Genomic DNA, 15659 nt, shown 5'->3' with positions numbered 1-15659 from the left:
TTGGGTGCTGGGGAAGTGGAGCAAGTGGAACGGTGGCTGGAAACCGAGCCACAGATGCAGCAGTTTTATCAGCAACTGGTCAAATTGCGCGCTGGGATGAATGACATGCCGGTGCTGGTTTGCGAGAAACCTGTGGAAGCGTTTGTGGCGCAGGTGTTTAGCCGCATTGATGCTGAAGCGGAGATGGAACGGGCATGGGAGGCGCGCAAGGCGAAGCATGCAGAAGGGCTGAACGAGAAAGTGGAGTTTGAGTTGCTCAGTGCGTACATCGATGGCGAAGCAACGGTAAGCCAACGACAGCAGGTGCAAGAGTGGCTCGATCGCGATCCGGAAGTGAAGCGGTTGTATTTCCAACTGTTGAAACTCCGTCAAGGCGTGCAGGTGTTGCCGGTGCCCGCCTCCGAGCAAACGGCGGAACAGACAGCGAAGCAAGTGTTCCGGCGGGTCGATCGCCGACGTCACAGAAGAATGGCATGGGGAGGAGGTGCGATCGCGGCATTATTCATGGCGGCCCTATCCAGCGTTATGCCTACGGTTGAATCTCCCCCGCCACAACAAGTCGCCAGTTCGCCGTCTCCGGTTCGGGAAGGAAACGAACGGTTAAGCATTGCATTAAACGGTCCGGTGATGGATATTCCGGAGCAAACCGCCAAATCCGAATCAGAATCTACCGTATCGCGAGCCTTGTTTGTGGAATAGAACAGCCATCTAGTTACTGGGGAAAACAACTGAATCGAAGGTGCAGGTTGCACCAGAGAGTCCGTGGTCAACGCAGAGTCTGCGAACCACGGACTTTTCTTTTCAAGACGCGATCGCCGCACCCCCGGAAAGGGGTTTTACCCTTTTTTTTCCGTAGAATTACTTATCCCCCCGCTCAATTGTAACCCTTGCCCTTCAGAGGGTTGGAGGAGACGGGCGCGAGAATGACCGCTTGAGCGATCGGCCAAAAATGAACCTTTCCGGCTTATATCGGCTGATTTGGCGCTTTCGGGTGCAGGATGCACCTGGAATGCCGATAGTAAAGTCAGGGTTTTTATGAAGTTTAGGATGGGGTAGATTTTTTGAGGGTAACGCCAACTGAGGGAGCGCTTTACAGGAATTTTACATAAGCCCTCGAATTGGGCAATCTTCATCGAAAATTTACAGAAAAACCCCTCTAATTTAGGGAACAATCGTCAATATATTGGATCGATGACTTTACAGCATCCTTAACGGCCAAGGGCGATCCCAAAGGGAGATAACATAAAGAAAGACGGTAGAAAAACCATACCAAAGTGTCTTTTTACCGGCTTATCCAAGGAACGCGAAACTCTCTACCGGATCTTCCGTCGTTGTTAGTGGATGGCTGGCGGGTCTCCGAGCGGTTTATCGGGCATCCGAGTCGCGCGAGTGCCCGAGCAAAGCGCCTTGGGCTGAAGATCCCAGCCGAACCCGAGCCGAATAAGGCAATTCCGTCTGGGATGCCATCGGCTGGATTGTTCCCCTGATATTCATCGGAAGCAAGAGTGCTTCATCGATTTTAACCGAAGCGGGAGTAATGGGGGAGGAATTAATAGGGTCAATTCAGGATAAATTTGACTGGTTTAAACGTCATTCTATCTGTCCATCTATCCAGTGATTAAGGAGAACGAACACCATGAACCTCAACAAGTTATTCCAATGTGCTGTGGCTGGTTTAGTTGCCGCTCAGATTCCGTTACTGAGTGCGGAAAAAACAATGGCTCAGGCTGTGAACGATTTGTCGTCATTTCAGTGCCAGATTTCTACAGATGATTTGTATGTGACGTTAGCACTGCGGAAAAATGGTGCGGTTTCCGATCCGATGATCGTCTGGAAAACGGAAGAATTTAGCAGTTCTGGATATACGCCAGAAAGACGCTGCAACGAAGTGACGAACCGTTTAAATGCGATTTTAGACGAAAATGGCGGTACTCTGAGTGGATTGTACATGACGGCGGGGATTGTGAATGGTGAGGCGGTATTGTGTGCGGTGAATAATACGCGATCGGGTTGTAATAGCAGAAATATGTTGTTTACCCTGAACCAAGACAATCGCCGCAATCCCTCGAGAATGCTTCGCAGCATTGCCAGTGCGGGGGTTGTGGGCAGTGGGAACGTGATTCAGGAGTCCGGGGGACAGCCATACCTGAATTTGGAAGTGTTAGTCAATGAACTGTTTTAAATTGACCATCGCCCGCCAGGGTCAGCAATCAGGAGTCTGCGAGTCACGGTTATGAATAGAGTCGAGATGTCACCTCTTTTATGTAAACCTGTGGAACGAGGAAAGTGAATTCTATTATGAGTCTGAAACCCATTTGCCGCGCGATCGCCAGTGGATTGATAGCAATTTCAGCTACTATGGCGATCGCGCAATCCAGTGTAGCGCGATCGCCCAACCAACTCCGCTCATTTCAATGCCAGAAATCCTCGGATTGGTATTCTATTCGAGCAGTGAGTAACCAGGGCGGGCGTTCTGCTGCCATAATTTCTTGGCCCAATCAAGACCATACAGAATTCACCAACCTTTCCGCGCAACGCTGCAATGAGGTGACTCGCAGACTCAACGGAATTTTACAGGCAAATGGGGGAGACTTACAGGGCTTATATCTGACGGTGGGACGGGTTCGAGGGAATATGGTGGTTTGCGCGGTTCCCAATACGCGAGTGGGGTGCAATCGCAATAATTTTTTATTTAGCTTTCCGGGAGATAATAGAGCCGAACCGGCAAGACTTTTGAGGGAGGTGCTCGGTCTCGATGTCATGGTAGATCTGATTGTAATCGGGAACTTTTTGCAGGATTTTTCCCCCCAGCCTATGCGGATTTTGAGCGGATAGTTGAAAATCTGTTCGATCCGCAACCGGAAGAACCATAAATCTCAATCAGCCGTGAGTAAGGATTTACCATGAATAGGCAATGTCTCGCTCGGCAATTTTCCAACCCGATAATGGGAGGTAGGGGTTAACAAGGGGGGAAGATCCAACTTTCTCGCTTGTTTTTTTATGCGATAAAACTCCTTTTTGGAGAATGCATCGGAACTCGAACCCTCACAGGAGGGAGGTGCAACAAACAAAACTTGCCGGGAATCCCCGGGTTGTGCGATCGCGGCGCTCGATTCAACGACCCAGTTGTGGCGCAAGGTCGTTCCACTTGCAGAGTTTGTCAGAAATTCCCATAGTGGAGGGGATATTCCGGAAAATTTTAAAAAAATGAGCATCTGTTAATGTTGTCAATTGTCAATTGTCATGGGTCAATTGTCATGGGTTAATTGTCAATTGTCAATTGTCATGGGTTAATTGTCATAGGTCAAAAGGTCAAAAGGTTAATTGTCATAGGTCAAAAGGTCAAAAGGTCAAAAGGTCAAAAGGTCAAAAGGTCAAAAGGACAAAAGGGGTGAGGGGTGATGGGGGATTGGTTCAGTGGGAATGCAAGATAATTAGTATGCTTGCTTATTTTTACTTTTTTTTTACACTGTATGAGTTATTTTTATGATGATGTTTTCCGGTCATTTACCTGCCTGTGTGGTAGGAACCGCCGCCGCACTGGTGGTCACGATTCCGTTGATGGCGGCGCAAGCCTTGACAAAAGAACAAGTAAATGCTGTGGCGTCGCAAACCACGGTAGTGATAGGTCAGGGATTGCAAGAGGGAGATATTGAAGCCAGACGGGAATGGAATCCCGGTTCTGGGGTGATTGTGGCGCGCGAGGGTCAGATGTACTACGTATTAACGGCCCTGCATGTGGTGAGAACCCGAGAAGTGACCTATGGGGTTCGCACGAGTGACGGGAAAGTGCATTTTGTGGATGATGTGGATACCCAGGAGAATATAATGCCGTTGGGGGAGGAAGAAGGAGAATTTGGGGAGTCGATTCGGGGATTGGATTTAGCGATTATTGCATTTGAGAGCGATCGCGATTATCCGATTGCGGTGATGGGAGATTCGCGGGAGATGGATCCGGGAGAAACGGTCTATATTTCGGGATGGCCGAATCCCGAGGACGACAGTGCAAGGCGGGTGAGGGAGTTTGTGGAAGGGACGCTGAGCGACATTGCCACTCCCCCTTCAGAAGATGGCGGCTATAGTTTACTCTATACCAATGAAACCCGACGGGGGATGAGTGGCGGACCGGTGTTTAACGTCCGAGGAGAATTAATTGGGATTCACGGGCGCGGGCGGGCGCGGGAGGAGACTTATTGCATCGATCCGGAGTTAAGCGAGTCGAATAGCTGTGGGATCCAAACCCAGGATTTTATGGCGCGCGCGAAAGGGGAGAATCTCGACCTCGCGTTTGCGGAACCGCCGGTGGATCCGGAGTTAATTGCGCGCGGGCGGGCGAACATGAAGGAAGCGGATACCATCGAAGATATTTATCAAGACTTTACCCTGTTGCGATCGCTCCTGCGCGATGGTCCTTCTGGGGGATGCGAAAGTTTGTTACTGGGCGAACCTTGCCCGTAATTCCTGGAGCGCCGGGGAATGTCAATACATCTCAAAGCGCCACCACTTGACAGGGTAGCCCTTGGGAATTTACGTTTCGCAGAGGATTTTCCCGGGGTTGGAGGTGTTTTTCGGCCAAAAATAAAAAAGCGATCGCCAAAAACCGCGATCGGGGTAACAAGAAATCCCCTAGATTGGTCAGAAAAAGAAGTAGTGTGCCCGAGATGAATCCGGAATGAATCCGCGTTTCGGCCATCTAGGTGTGAGGAGCAAGTTAACCATGAAGTATGTCTTAGCCGGTGTTACCGTTTTGCTGGTGACGGTGCCTCCCTTGGGAGCCACTGCATCGGATCCGAAAAATCAACCCTTAGACCCGCCGGAAACAGGCGGGGAAGAACCGATGCGCCTGCTGACCCCAGACGGGGAAATTCCGATCCGGGGGATCCCGGAGGTGGCGCAACCGATCGCACCCGAAGCCTTTTTCCCCGCCGAGTACCGGGATGAGACGCCTTCTTTGGCTCCCGTGGCGAGACCCTCGGCGATGGAGGAGTTTGCCAGGCCCGAATTTAGGGACAACTGGCCCGAGGGGTTGTTAGGGCAGGCGGATGGGGGGTCAGATCCGATGGGGCAGATTAATTCCGTGTCGCAACTGTCGGACGTGCAACCCACAGACTGGGCTTTTCAAGCGCTCCAATCCTTGGTGGAACGCTATCGCTGTATGTCGGGATACCCGGATGGCACCTTTCGGGGGAACCGGGCGCTGACGCGATATGAATTTGCGGCGGGGTTGAATGCCTGTTTGGAGCGCATTAACGAGCAAATCCAAGCACTCGGGGAGACGATCGCCCGGGAGGATTTGTTAGCCTTGGAACAGTTGCAAAACGAATTCGCTGCCGAATTGGCTACCTTGCGGGGGCGGGTGGATGCCCTGGAAGTGCGGACGGCTACCCTGGAAGCGCAGCAATTTTCTCCGACGGCGGTGTTTGGTGGGGAGGCGATCGTGGCTCTGACGGGGGCGACGGGAGGGGATCCGCCAGGGAGGGACGAGAGTCCGGTGATTTTGTCTCATCTCACGCGGGTGGGACTGGTGGCGTCGTTTACGGGCAAGGATCGCTTGCGCCTGGAACTGTCCACTGGCAATTTGAACGATCGCGGGTTTGCCAATCCAGATATCTTCAATACGGACATGAGTTTGCTGTCTTACCAAGCCGGCCAAAACAATCGGGTAGGATTGGATAAACTGGAATATCGCTTTGCAGTGGGCGACTCGATTGTATTTACCGTGCGACCGGTAGGCTTTAGCTTGAGTAGCGTTCTCACGGCTAACTCGGGATATTTCGACGCGGGACGCGGTGCCCTGTCTCGCTTTGCTGAAGCTAGTCCGGTGTTTAAAATTGGCAGTCTCGATTCGGGTTTGGGGTTCGATTGGTTGGTGACGGATACGGTCCGCTTGCAGGTGGGATACGGTACCCGCAATAGCAGCAATCCCACTGAGGGACAAGGGTTGTTTGGTGCGGATCGTAGTGCGTTGGGGGTGCAACTGTTGCTCAAACCTGCCCCGAGTGCGATCGCAGGGTTAGCTTATGTGAATGCTTACGCTAAAGATGGTCGTTTGGATACCTTTACCGGGAGCTTTCTTGCCGATACCAATAGCTTTATCCAGGAACCCTCACAAATTCATGCGGTAAGCGGCACCCTGCAATGGCGCATTACGCCACAACTCACCTTTGGTACTTGGGGGGGCTGGATTTTTACCGATTCTACCGTGTCCGATGCCTCTGCTACCACTACCACCTATCTATTCTCCCTCGGCTACTCCCAACCCTTTAACCGTCCCGGGGATTTGCTCGCAGTGCTGTTCGGTCAGCCGCCCAAGTTGGTCGAAGGGAACGATCTGTTTTTGGGGGAAGATGAAGATACCTCTTTGCATTTTGAAACCTTTTATCGCTTTCGGGTCAGCGATCGCATTTCCATCACTCCCGGTTTGCTATACATCACCAACCCGGAACATAATGCCGATAACGACGATATTTTTATCGGCACCCTTCGCACGACATTTCGTTTTTAACATGAGGATTAACTATTATGCCACATTTCATGCCATTTGTCAAGACATTTTCCCTATTTTTCTTCCCCCTGGTTTGGGTCTTGTTTCCCAGCTTTTCCCTGCTGGCGCAAGACCTAGAAACCCCCACAGAGCGCGAAATTCCCTGCGAAGAAATTCCCGATGATTCGGAATTGCCTCCGGAATGTATCGACGTGGAATCGGAAGAGGAAGAACCGATTCGGCGGCGGATTCAGCCCACATTTTCCGAAGAAGAGCGGCGAGGATTTCAGCAAAAGGGATTTAGCAATTTTTTAACCGATGCCCTGAATGGAAATAGCGACCCGTTAGGTGGAGGAACCATTGGCGGTGGGGTAGAAAGCGATGGGGGACTCTCGCCGATTTCTGCAGAAGAACGCGGCCTCCTTCCCTCTTTCGACCCCACGGATGTGATTATTCCCCGAGGCGGATTGGAAGGAAAAGGAAAGTGAACTAAACGGAAAAAATTGCCATTTTTTGTGGTAAGACTCAATAAACTTGTAGGGTGGGCATTGCCCACCATTTCCTAGATTTGGCCACCATTGCTGAGAAAATGGGTATTATCCGAGAAGGATATCATCGAGAATCAGCTTATTAGGAACGCTGCCAAAACTGACCGATCGCGCTACGCCAGCGAAGGGAATGTTAAAGGGAACGAACGACCCATATGCATCGGGTAATTCCCCTTCTGGAGTGGTGGATAAGGGAACCGATGCCAATACATTACCCGAACCGCCAATATCATCGTAAATCGTCACGGTATGCTCGAAAAAGGGAGAGGCATAAAAGAAGGACAATTGATTGTCAAATCCTTCGGAAACGTTCATAACAATCGAACTTTCTTCGCCATAGGTAAGGGCGGTGATGCCACTGGGATTGCCTTCAAAATTGCCGCCAAATTCATCGTGAAATCCCAAGCGATGCAAGTCATCGGTATCGATGATTCCTAATCCATTGCCAGAAAAGGAAATGCCGTTGTCGCTATAAAATCCATCGACGGGGTTTAAGTTGCCGACGCCTTCAAAATTGAGCAAGGTGGGAGTATCGCTGCGGGAAATGAGCAAATTGGCGGTGCTTTGGGTGCCGATGATGGTATTATTGCTGGGATTGGTTAAGGCGAGATTGATGGTTTCGTCACCTTCAATAATGGAATCGTCGATAATGGGAATGGTGAGGGTTTTGCGGGTTTCTCCGGGGGCGAAATTGACGGGAATCGGGGCGTTATTGTAATCGAAAATGGCGCTGGCGGTACCGTCGGATAAGGTGAGGGTGGCGCTGGCAGATTGTTGCAATCCGCCAGTGCGGGTGAGGGTAATGGTGGCGCTGGTGGTGCCATCTTCGGCGGTGTTAAATAGGGGGTCGCTAAATTCTATTATGCTATCGTTATCGAGGATTGTGAGCGTGGCGTTACTTTGGGGACCGAGAATGGCGTTGGTGGGGTTGACTAATGTGAGGTTGACGGTTTCGGAATTTTCCGCGATCGCATCGTCAGTAATGGGTAGATTGACAATTTGAGTGGTTTCTCCCGGGGCAAAGTTGACGGCGATCGGGGCGTTGTTGTAATCTTCGGGAGAGGTAGCGCTTCCGTCGGCGAGGAGAAGGGAGGCACTTAAGGGGATATCCACTACGCCGGTGCGGGTTATCGTCACCGGGGCGATCGCGGTGCCATCTTCATTCACTACAAAGTTATCGGTAGCGAACTCGAGAATCGCATCGTTATCGATAACTTCGAGGGAGGCGGTAGCGGGTTCGATTACCGTCGCCGGCGCGGTGGGGTTGGCTAAAGTGAGGTTGAGACTTTCGGTGGGTTCGACTTCCTCATCGTCTACGATGGGAATTTCGATAGTTTGTGTCGTCTCGCCCGGGGCAAAATTGGCGACAATGGGAGTGGCGGCGTAATCTTGCGGCGCGATCGCGGTGTTGTCGGTGAGATTTACCGTGACGGAAACCGGTGCGGTGGGAACCCCGAGGCGGGCGATGGTGACGGGTAAGGTGGTGGTGCCGTCTTCATTGATGGTATAATTTCCCCGGGTAAACTGCAGCGCCACATCATCATCTAAAATGGTCAGGGTGGCGGTATCCGGTGCGCCGAGGGTTGCGCCGCCAGTGGGATTGCCTAAATTGAGAGTGAGGGTTTCGTTGGGTTCGACGCTGGTATCGTTGACGATGGGAATTTCTAGGGTTTGCTGGGTTTCGCCCGCCGCGAAATTAATCCCGATCGCCGCGTTATTGTAATCCGCCGGCGCGATCGCACTCCCATCGGCGAGGGTGACGGTTGCGCCGACGGGTACATCGAGCAATCCGGTGCGGGTGAGGGTAACGGGGGCGATCGCGGTGCCATCTTCGTTTACCCGGAATTCCGCTTGACTAAATTGCACGCTCAAATCGTTATCGACAACTGTGAGAGCGGCGGTATTGCGATCGCCAATGGTTGCCCCTCCGGTGGGATTGACCAATTCCAGGGCGATCGCTTCTTCCGGTTCGATTTCCTCGTCATCCACGATGGGAACGTTGGCGGTTTGGGTGGTTTCTCCGGGCGCTAAGGTGACGGGAATCGGCGTGTTATCGAAATCATCCGGGGCGATCGCGCTATCGTCATCTAGGGCAAGGGTTGCGCCCACCGCACGATCCGTCACTCCCGTGCGAACTACCGTGACTTCGGCGATCGGGGTGCCATTTTCATTCACCCGAAAGGTCGGATCGCTAAACTCTAAGGCAACATCGTTATCGTCAATCGTCACACTTGCCGTATCCGTATCGCCGAAAATCGCGCCGCCGCTGGGATTGGCTAAAGATAACTGGAAGGTTTCGCTAGGTTCTACCTGAGTATCGTCAGCAATGGGAATTTGCACGGTTTGCAGGGTTTGTCCCGGGGCGAAAGTGACGGAAATCGGTGAATTGTCGTAATCTACCGGGGCGATCGCGCTGTCATTTGCGGGCACGACTGTGGCGCTGACGGTACCGCTCACATCGCCGGTGCGAACCAATGTCACCTGAACCGCTGAGTTGCCTTCAGTGACATTAAATGTGGGATTGCTAAATTCGATAACGCTGGTTACGGGTTCAATCTCCTCGGTGCGAAAATCGCTCCCATCTAAGGAAGTGCCACCGGGGCCAAATACCTGAGCTAAGGTGACAGTGTTATTATCGAAATTGCCGATAATTTCGGTGCCAATGCGAGTTGCCGGTTGCCCGCGCCCGGGGGTGGGTTGAAAAATGGGTGCGAATGAGATGTTGTCGAGATTTAAACCGGATTGCAGGGCAAATGCATCGCTTCCTCGGACAAAATCGGTAATCGTATCTTCTCCGAAACCGATAACAAAAATATCCGCCCCGGAACCGCCGGTTAGGGTATCGTTGTCTGCGCCGCCGAACAGAATATCGTCTTCGCTGCTTCCTAACAGACTATCGTTTCCTTCACCGCCTAGGATGGTATCGCTTTGCGCGCCGCCGATTATGGTGTTATCTTGATTGTCGCCAAATAATAATGTCATGTTCTACTCCTCAACTGCGATTGCGATCGCTGGTGCTGAATTGTTAACCACCTGCTGCACCCATTAACATGATTGTCCCACTTTGGGATTGCAAGAGGGAATCTTTCTTCTCGATGATGGGGTTCGATAGAGGTTAACCGATGGTTATCTGGCGATATCCACAATTAGCGAGAGTCGAACCGCATTTTGGGGCAAAACGCGGGGCGATCGCGAATTCGGGCACCCCTGACGCCACCGATGGGAAACCTCTTGCGAAACCGCTGTGGTGAATGCCCCCTGATTTGCGAAGCGGAGGGTAAGTGCCTCCGTGGGGGCAATAATTCTCGGCGATCGGCGAGGGAATGCCCCAGTGGCGCGCCCTGCTGACTCAGTGCAGACAGCCCCGCGCCAAAATACTCCTGTAAATAGGATAGACCAATTGGCGGGAGTGTGTGTCAAAATATGAGAGAAAAGTTGGAAGTGCAAATCTGTAGGAGTTCTTGTGGTAGAATCCCGTTATCACCCAGCATCCATTGAGGAAAAGTGGCAACAAACTTGGGCGCAAGCAGGGGACGATGAAACCCCCAAGACGCGCGATCGCCCGAAATTCTACGCCCTTTCCATGTTTCCCTACCCCTCGGGCAACTTGCACATGGGGCACGTTCGAGTGTACACGATTACCGATGTCATCGCCCGCATCAAGCGGATGCAAGGATATCGCGTGCTTAACCCGATGGGATGGGATGCGTTTGGATTACCGGCAGAAAATGCCGCGATCGAGCGAGGCGTTCATCCGGCAAAATGGACTTATGAAAATATTGCCCAAATGAAAGGGCAATTACAAAAATTGGGCATTTCTTTCGACTGGAGCAAAGAACTAGCCACCTGTTCTCCAGACTATTATAAATGGACCCAGTGGATTTTTCTGCAGTTTTTTAATGCCGGATTGGCATATCAAAAAGAAGCGGCGGTAAATTGGGACCCCATAGACCAAACTGTATTGGCAAACGAACAAGTAGACAGCGAGGGTCGGTCCTGGCGTTCTGGTGCTAAAGTGGAACGCAAACTGTTGAAACAATGGTTTTTTAAGATTACCGACTACGCGGAACAATTGCTCGAGGATTTGGATAAATTGCCCGGGTGGCCCGATCGCGTTAAATTGATGCAGGCAAACTGGATCGGCAAATCCGTGGGGGCGTATTTGGAATTTCCAATTGTGGGAATGGAGGAGAAAATTGGCGTATTTACCACTCGCCCGGATACGGTTTATGGGGTAACTTACGTTACTTTAGCGCCGGAACATCCGCTGACGGAAAAAGTAACCACCCCGGACCGCAAAGCAGCGGTAGAATCGTTTATTAAAGAGGTCAGCAGTCAAAGCGAATTGGAACGAACTGCTGAGGATAAACCCAAGCGGGGAATTCCTACCGGTGGAGTGGCGATTAATCCGTTTACTAAAGAGGAAATTCCGATTTGGATTGCGGATTACGTTTTGTATGAATATGGCACTGGCGCGGTGATGGGAGTTCCCGCACATGATGCCCGGGATTTCAAGTTTGCCAAAGAGCAAAACTTGCCGATTAAACAGGTGATTGTGCGAGCAGATGCGGCGGAACCGAAACCTTATCTAAAGGAGGCTTATACTGAAGCGGGAACCGTGGTGAATTCCGATATGTTTAACGGGATGGAATCCCCGGAGGCAAAGGAAGAAATCGTTAAATATGCGGAAAAATGCGGCTACGGCAAGGCGCGGGTGCAGTATCGTCTGAGAGATTGGTTGATTTCCCGACAGCGATATTGGGGTGCGCCGATTCCGGTGATTCACTGTCCCAGTTGCGGCATGGTGCCGGTTCCGGAGGCGGATTTGCCAGTGACGTTGCCCGAGGATGTGGAATTTAGCGGGCGCGGCGTGTCTCCTTTGGCGCAGTTAGAGGGTTGGGTGAATGTGCCTTGCCCCAGTTGCGGGGAACCGGCAAAGCGGGAAACCGATACGATGGATACCTTTATCGATTCGTCTTGGTATTTCTTGCGCTATCCGGATGCGAAGAATGAGGAGAGTGCGTTTGATAAGGGGAAGGTTAATGACTGGTTGCCGGTGGACCAGTATGTGGGCGGTATCGAACATGCGATTTTGCACTTGCTGTATTCGCGGTTTTTTACCAAGGTATTGCGCGATCGCCAGTTGCTTGATTTTGACGAACCTTTCCAGCGCTTGCTCACTCAAGGCATGGTGCAGGGATTAACCTATAAGAATCCCAAGACCGGCAAATACATTCCCTCGGCGCAGGTGAACCCCACCCAACCTACGGATCCGAACACCGGGGAACCGTTGGAAGCGTTCTACGAAAAGATGTCCAAATCGAAATATAATGGGGTGGACCCGTTGCAGGTGTTGGCTAAGTATGGGGCCGATACGGCGCGGATGTTTATTTTGTTTAAAGCGCCGCCAGAGAAGGATTTGGAGTGGGATGATGCGGATGTGGAAGGTCAATTCCGCTTTTTGAATCGCGTGTGGGCGCTGGTGACGGAGTTCGCCCAAACAACGCCGACAAAACAGGTAAAAGGCGAGATGAGCAAGGCGGAAAAAGACTTGCGCCGCGCCATTCATACGGCTATTAAGGAAGTGACCGATGATTTGGAAGCGGGATATCAGTTGAATACGGCGGTGGCAGAGTTGATGAAGCTCAGCAATGCCCTGAAAGATGCTAAGTGCAAGCAGTCGGCGGTTTATACCGAAGGGGTGGAAACCCTGTTGGTGTTGTTAGCCCCCTTTGCCCCGCACATTTCTGAGGAATTGTGGCAGGCGATCGGGCATCAGGAGTCGGTCCATGCCCAATCCTGGCCCGAGGCGGACCGGCAGGCGTTGGTGGTGGATGAAATCACTTTGGTGATTCAAGTGGGCGGCAAAACGCGCGGAACCATTCAAGTGCCCGCACAAGCTACTCGCGAGGAGTTGGAACAACATGCTCGCAATTCGGATATCGCGCAGAAGTATATTGATGGGAAGGAGGTGAAAAAGACGATCGTGGTTCCGGGTAAATTGGTGAATTTTGTGGTTGCGAAGTGATAACCGGGCGGGGAATTTATTCAGCCTCCTAGAGCGATAACCGGGCGGGGAATTTATTCCCCGCCTCATAGCTAAAGTCGGTTGAAAACTGACTGAAAACACCAGGAAAACAATCGTTTAGTCGTCTAAAGACGACTTGCGCGATTAGCCGGGGAATTTATTGGCGGGTGTGACTGAACATTCCACGGCAACAAGCGATAACCGGGCGAGGAATTTATTCAGCGTTAATCGAAGCGGGGGATTGAAATCGCGCCAAGGCATGCTAATCGAGGCGGGGGATTGAAATCGCGCCTGGGCAAGCAAAGCGCGTAGCCCGCGACAGCGCTATAGCCCGCCTACGCGGGCTAATTTGACTCGTTCCTGGGAACGCACATGCAGGGGTTCTGCCTCCCTAGCACATCAATTTACCCCGCAATATTATGTCATATCTGCCGGAATAGATTTTAAAAGAATTAGTCTGCTAATAAGGGTCAAGGAGGCTTTCACTCTGCTCAGCCTCCGGCGGAGTCGAGTTGCCCGTGATTGCTGGCTAAGGCGCGATTTCAACGGATTACGGAACCATTATACTCATAATTACGCGGAAAAATGCTTGCTCCATCGTGGGGATGCCGTTTGCACTGGCATTCGTGCTAATGACCACATACCCGCCCCGAGATGGAATGGTTACGTACAGCATTGGCGGACAACATACAGCGCTCTCGTAAACATAGAAGGTAGCGTTTCGCCCGGAAATCATTTGACGGTCGATAATTCTCACTACGGCAGCATAAGGATGTAATAAATATGCTAACTGTTCTCTTGTTCTCCATTGAATTAGTATTCCATTCGGGTAGTCCTCAGGGGGAACCCATCCTCGGACAGCACATTGCAAGTATTGATAAATCTGCTCTGTGGTTAGAAAAAGACTGCCATCATTTTCTAGCAGCAACCGATAGTTTGCCGGATACTGAAATTGATATCCTTCGACCACAACATGAGTTTTACTGGTTCTGGAAACCGGCAGGGGATTCTCATCTCTGATGCAAGATGAGGATATCCATCTTCCAGGTTGTCCCCAAGATGGCGGTGGGCTTGTGCCGCACCAAGTTAAACTTAAACTCAGTAGAACTATTGTAAATTTGACTAAATTTGACATGAGCGTGACCGACGAAATTAAGGAATATGTAAATGGTTGGACGACTGGGAAATTATGCCAGTCGCCTAGCAAAGGGATTGGAAGTCCCCGGAATCAATCGAGGGCAGCGCTTCTCGCGATCGCTAGCTATTTATAGTACATCCGATCGATTGCCTACCAAAAGCGGGCAGGGGAAAAACGCTATCTCTCAAAATCAGATAATTACTCGCCTCACGGTTTCCATCGTCCGGAAAAAAATATCTCTAAGATGCACTTGGCGAGGCAGACTTATGCAGAGGAATTAATTCAAAGCGGGGGATTGAAATCGCGCCTTTACGCGGGCTAATTTGAGCGGGGGATTGAAATCGCGCCTGGGCGGGATAATGTTAATCGAGGCGGGGGATTGAAATCGCGCCTGGGCAAGGGAAGCGCGCCTGCGGGGGCTAATTTTTTTTGGCTGCTATTCCTCCAGATTTTATCTTAGTCGTCTAAAGACGACTTGAGCTATGGGGTGGGGAATTAATTTACCGGGGGGTGTGGCTGAACCACAAGGGATAACCTGGCTTGACGGCAAGGGGTAAGGGGAGGCAAAATAGAGTCAAATTATCAGGAAAAGGAGGAAACGGCAAATGTGGCGGAAACTGTGGCAGTGGCTGAAACGATGTTATGCATGGATGCGGCGCGGATTTCGCACACCACCACCACCCCCACCACCCCCGAGGCGGCAAATCCCGGATATGGAATGCGAGACCCAGTTTATGACCCTCCTGGACCGGGTGGCAAATGGGGCCAATCGGGCGGAAATTCAGGCATTTTTCATCGCCCAGCAGATGAAAAACGATATCCGCCATTCCAACTGGATAGCCTGGTTGCAGGGGTTTGGGGAACGGTTGCGGGAAAACCCGGAAGCGCATGAAGAACTGGCGCGGCGCATGGTGCGCTTTGGCGACGTTTATTCTGGGGAATTGGCAGAAGTTGCAGTGAGAATCGGCAACCAGGTCCTCGCCCAACTCCCCCCACCTGCCACAGAACCCGAGACGACAGAGGAGGTTCGGGAGAAGGATGAGGCAGAGGTATGGTTGGAACGAGGGTTTGAGCAATATAAAAGAGGGGATTTTGCAGGTGCCATTGCCTCATACAACGAAGCCATCCGCCTCCAACCGGATTACGCCTTAGCTTATTACAACCGAGGGGTAGCGCAGGGTAACTTAGGACAATATGAGGAAGCCATTGCCTCATTCAACGAAGCCATCCGCCTCCAACCGGATTTCGCCGTAGCTTATTACAGCCGAGGGATAGCGCAGGGTAACTTAGGACAACATGAGGAAGCCATTGCCTCATTCAACGAAGCCATCCGCCTCCAACCGGATGACGCCGTAGCTTATTACAGCCGAGGGGTAGCGCAGTATAACTTAGGACAATATGAGGAAGCCATTGCCTCATACAACGAAGCCATCCGCCTCCAACCGGATTTCGCCGTAGCTT

General features: G+C 51.6%; 11 protein-coding genes. 9 read left to right on the top strand and 2 right to left on the bottom strand.

Features of this window, described 5'->3' with window-relative positions; genetic code table 11:
• The 6 genes from AC0QH1_RS30725 to AC0QH1_RS30700 form a co-directional block, all read left to right on the top strand.
• Positions 1–699, top strand: a 699-nt coding sequence (locus tag AC0QH1_RS30725; RefSeq protein WP_442957396.1) for an anti-sigma factor family protein, incomplete at its 5' end; no start/stop codon positions are given.
• Between the two features lie 937 nt (positions 700–1636).
• On the top strand, positions 1637–2182 hold the full coding sequence (locus tag AC0QH1_RS30720) for a COP23 domain-containing protein (protein WP_324635251.1): 546 nt from the start codon (positions 1637–1639) through the stop codon (positions 2180–2182).
• 116 nt (positions 2183–2298) lie between these two features.
• The gene (locus tag AC0QH1_RS30715) at positions 2299–2835 is read left to right on the top strand and encodes a COP23 domain-containing protein (RefSeq protein ID WP_324635250.1); all 537 of its coding nucleotides are present in this window, start codon (positions 2299–2301) and stop codon (positions 2833–2835) included.
• Between the two features lie 651 nt (positions 2836–3486).
• Positions 3487–4458 (top strand): S1 family peptidase, encoded by a 972-nt coding sequence (locus tag AC0QH1_RS30710; protein WP_324635249.1) that lies wholly within the window; start codon positions 3487–3489, stop codon positions 4456–4458.
• Between the two features lie 259 nt (positions 4459–4717).
• The gene (locus AC0QH1_RS30705; RefSeq protein ID WP_324635248.1) at positions 4718–6505 is read left to right on the top strand and encodes an iron uptake porin; all 1788 of its coding nucleotides are present in this window, start codon (positions 4718–4720) and stop codon (positions 6503–6505) included.
• A 17-nt stretch (positions 6506–6522) separates the two neighbouring features.
• Entirely contained in the window at positions 6523–6972 is a 450-nt protein-coding gene (locus tag AC0QH1_RS30700) for a hypothetical protein (protein ID WP_324635247.1), read from the top strand.
• Between the two features lie 108 nt (positions 6973–7080).
• Here AC0QH1_RS30700 and AC0QH1_RS30695 read toward each other — a convergent pair whose 3' ends face one another.
• Positions 7081–10014, bottom strand: coding sequence for a Calx-beta domain-containing protein (locus AC0QH1_RS30695; protein WP_324635246.1), 2934 nt, complete (start codon positions 10012–10014; stop codon positions 7081–7083).
• 140 nt (positions 10015–10154) lie between these two features.
• On the opposite strand from AC0QH1_RS30695, the gene AC0QH1_RS30690 reads away from it, so the two are divergent.
• Positions 10155–10283, top strand: coding sequence for a hypothetical protein (locus AC0QH1_RS30690; protein ID WP_324635245.1), 129 nt, complete (start codon positions 10155–10157; stop codon positions 10281–10283).
• A 212-nt stretch (positions 10284–10495) separates the two neighbouring features.
• The gene (gene leuS, locus AC0QH1_RS30685) at positions 10496–13060 is read left to right on the top strand and encodes a leucine--tRNA ligase (RefSeq protein ID WP_324635244.1); all 2565 of its coding nucleotides are present in this window, start codon (positions 10496–10498) and stop codon (positions 13058–13060) included.
• A 550-nt stretch (positions 13061–13610) separates the two neighbouring features.
• On the opposite strand, the gene AC0QH1_RS30680 is transcribed toward leuS, so the two are convergent.
• Entirely contained in the window at positions 13611–14030 is a 420-nt protein-coding gene (locus AC0QH1_RS30680) for a hypothetical protein (RefSeq protein WP_324635243.1), read from the bottom strand.
• 773 nt (positions 14031–14803) lie between these two features.
• Between AC0QH1_RS30680 and AC0QH1_RS30675 the strand changes: the two genes are divergently transcribed.
• The coding region (locus AC0QH1_RS30675) for a tetratricopeptide repeat protein (RefSeq protein ID WP_324635242.1) at positions 14804–15659 on the top strand (856 nt) is incomplete at its 3' end.

It is taken from the genome of Phormidium sp. CCY1219 (assembly GCF_055795085.1).
The sequence above is the reverse complement of the archived record's forward strand: the minus strand, read 5'-3'. Positions and strand labels throughout refer to the sequence as shown.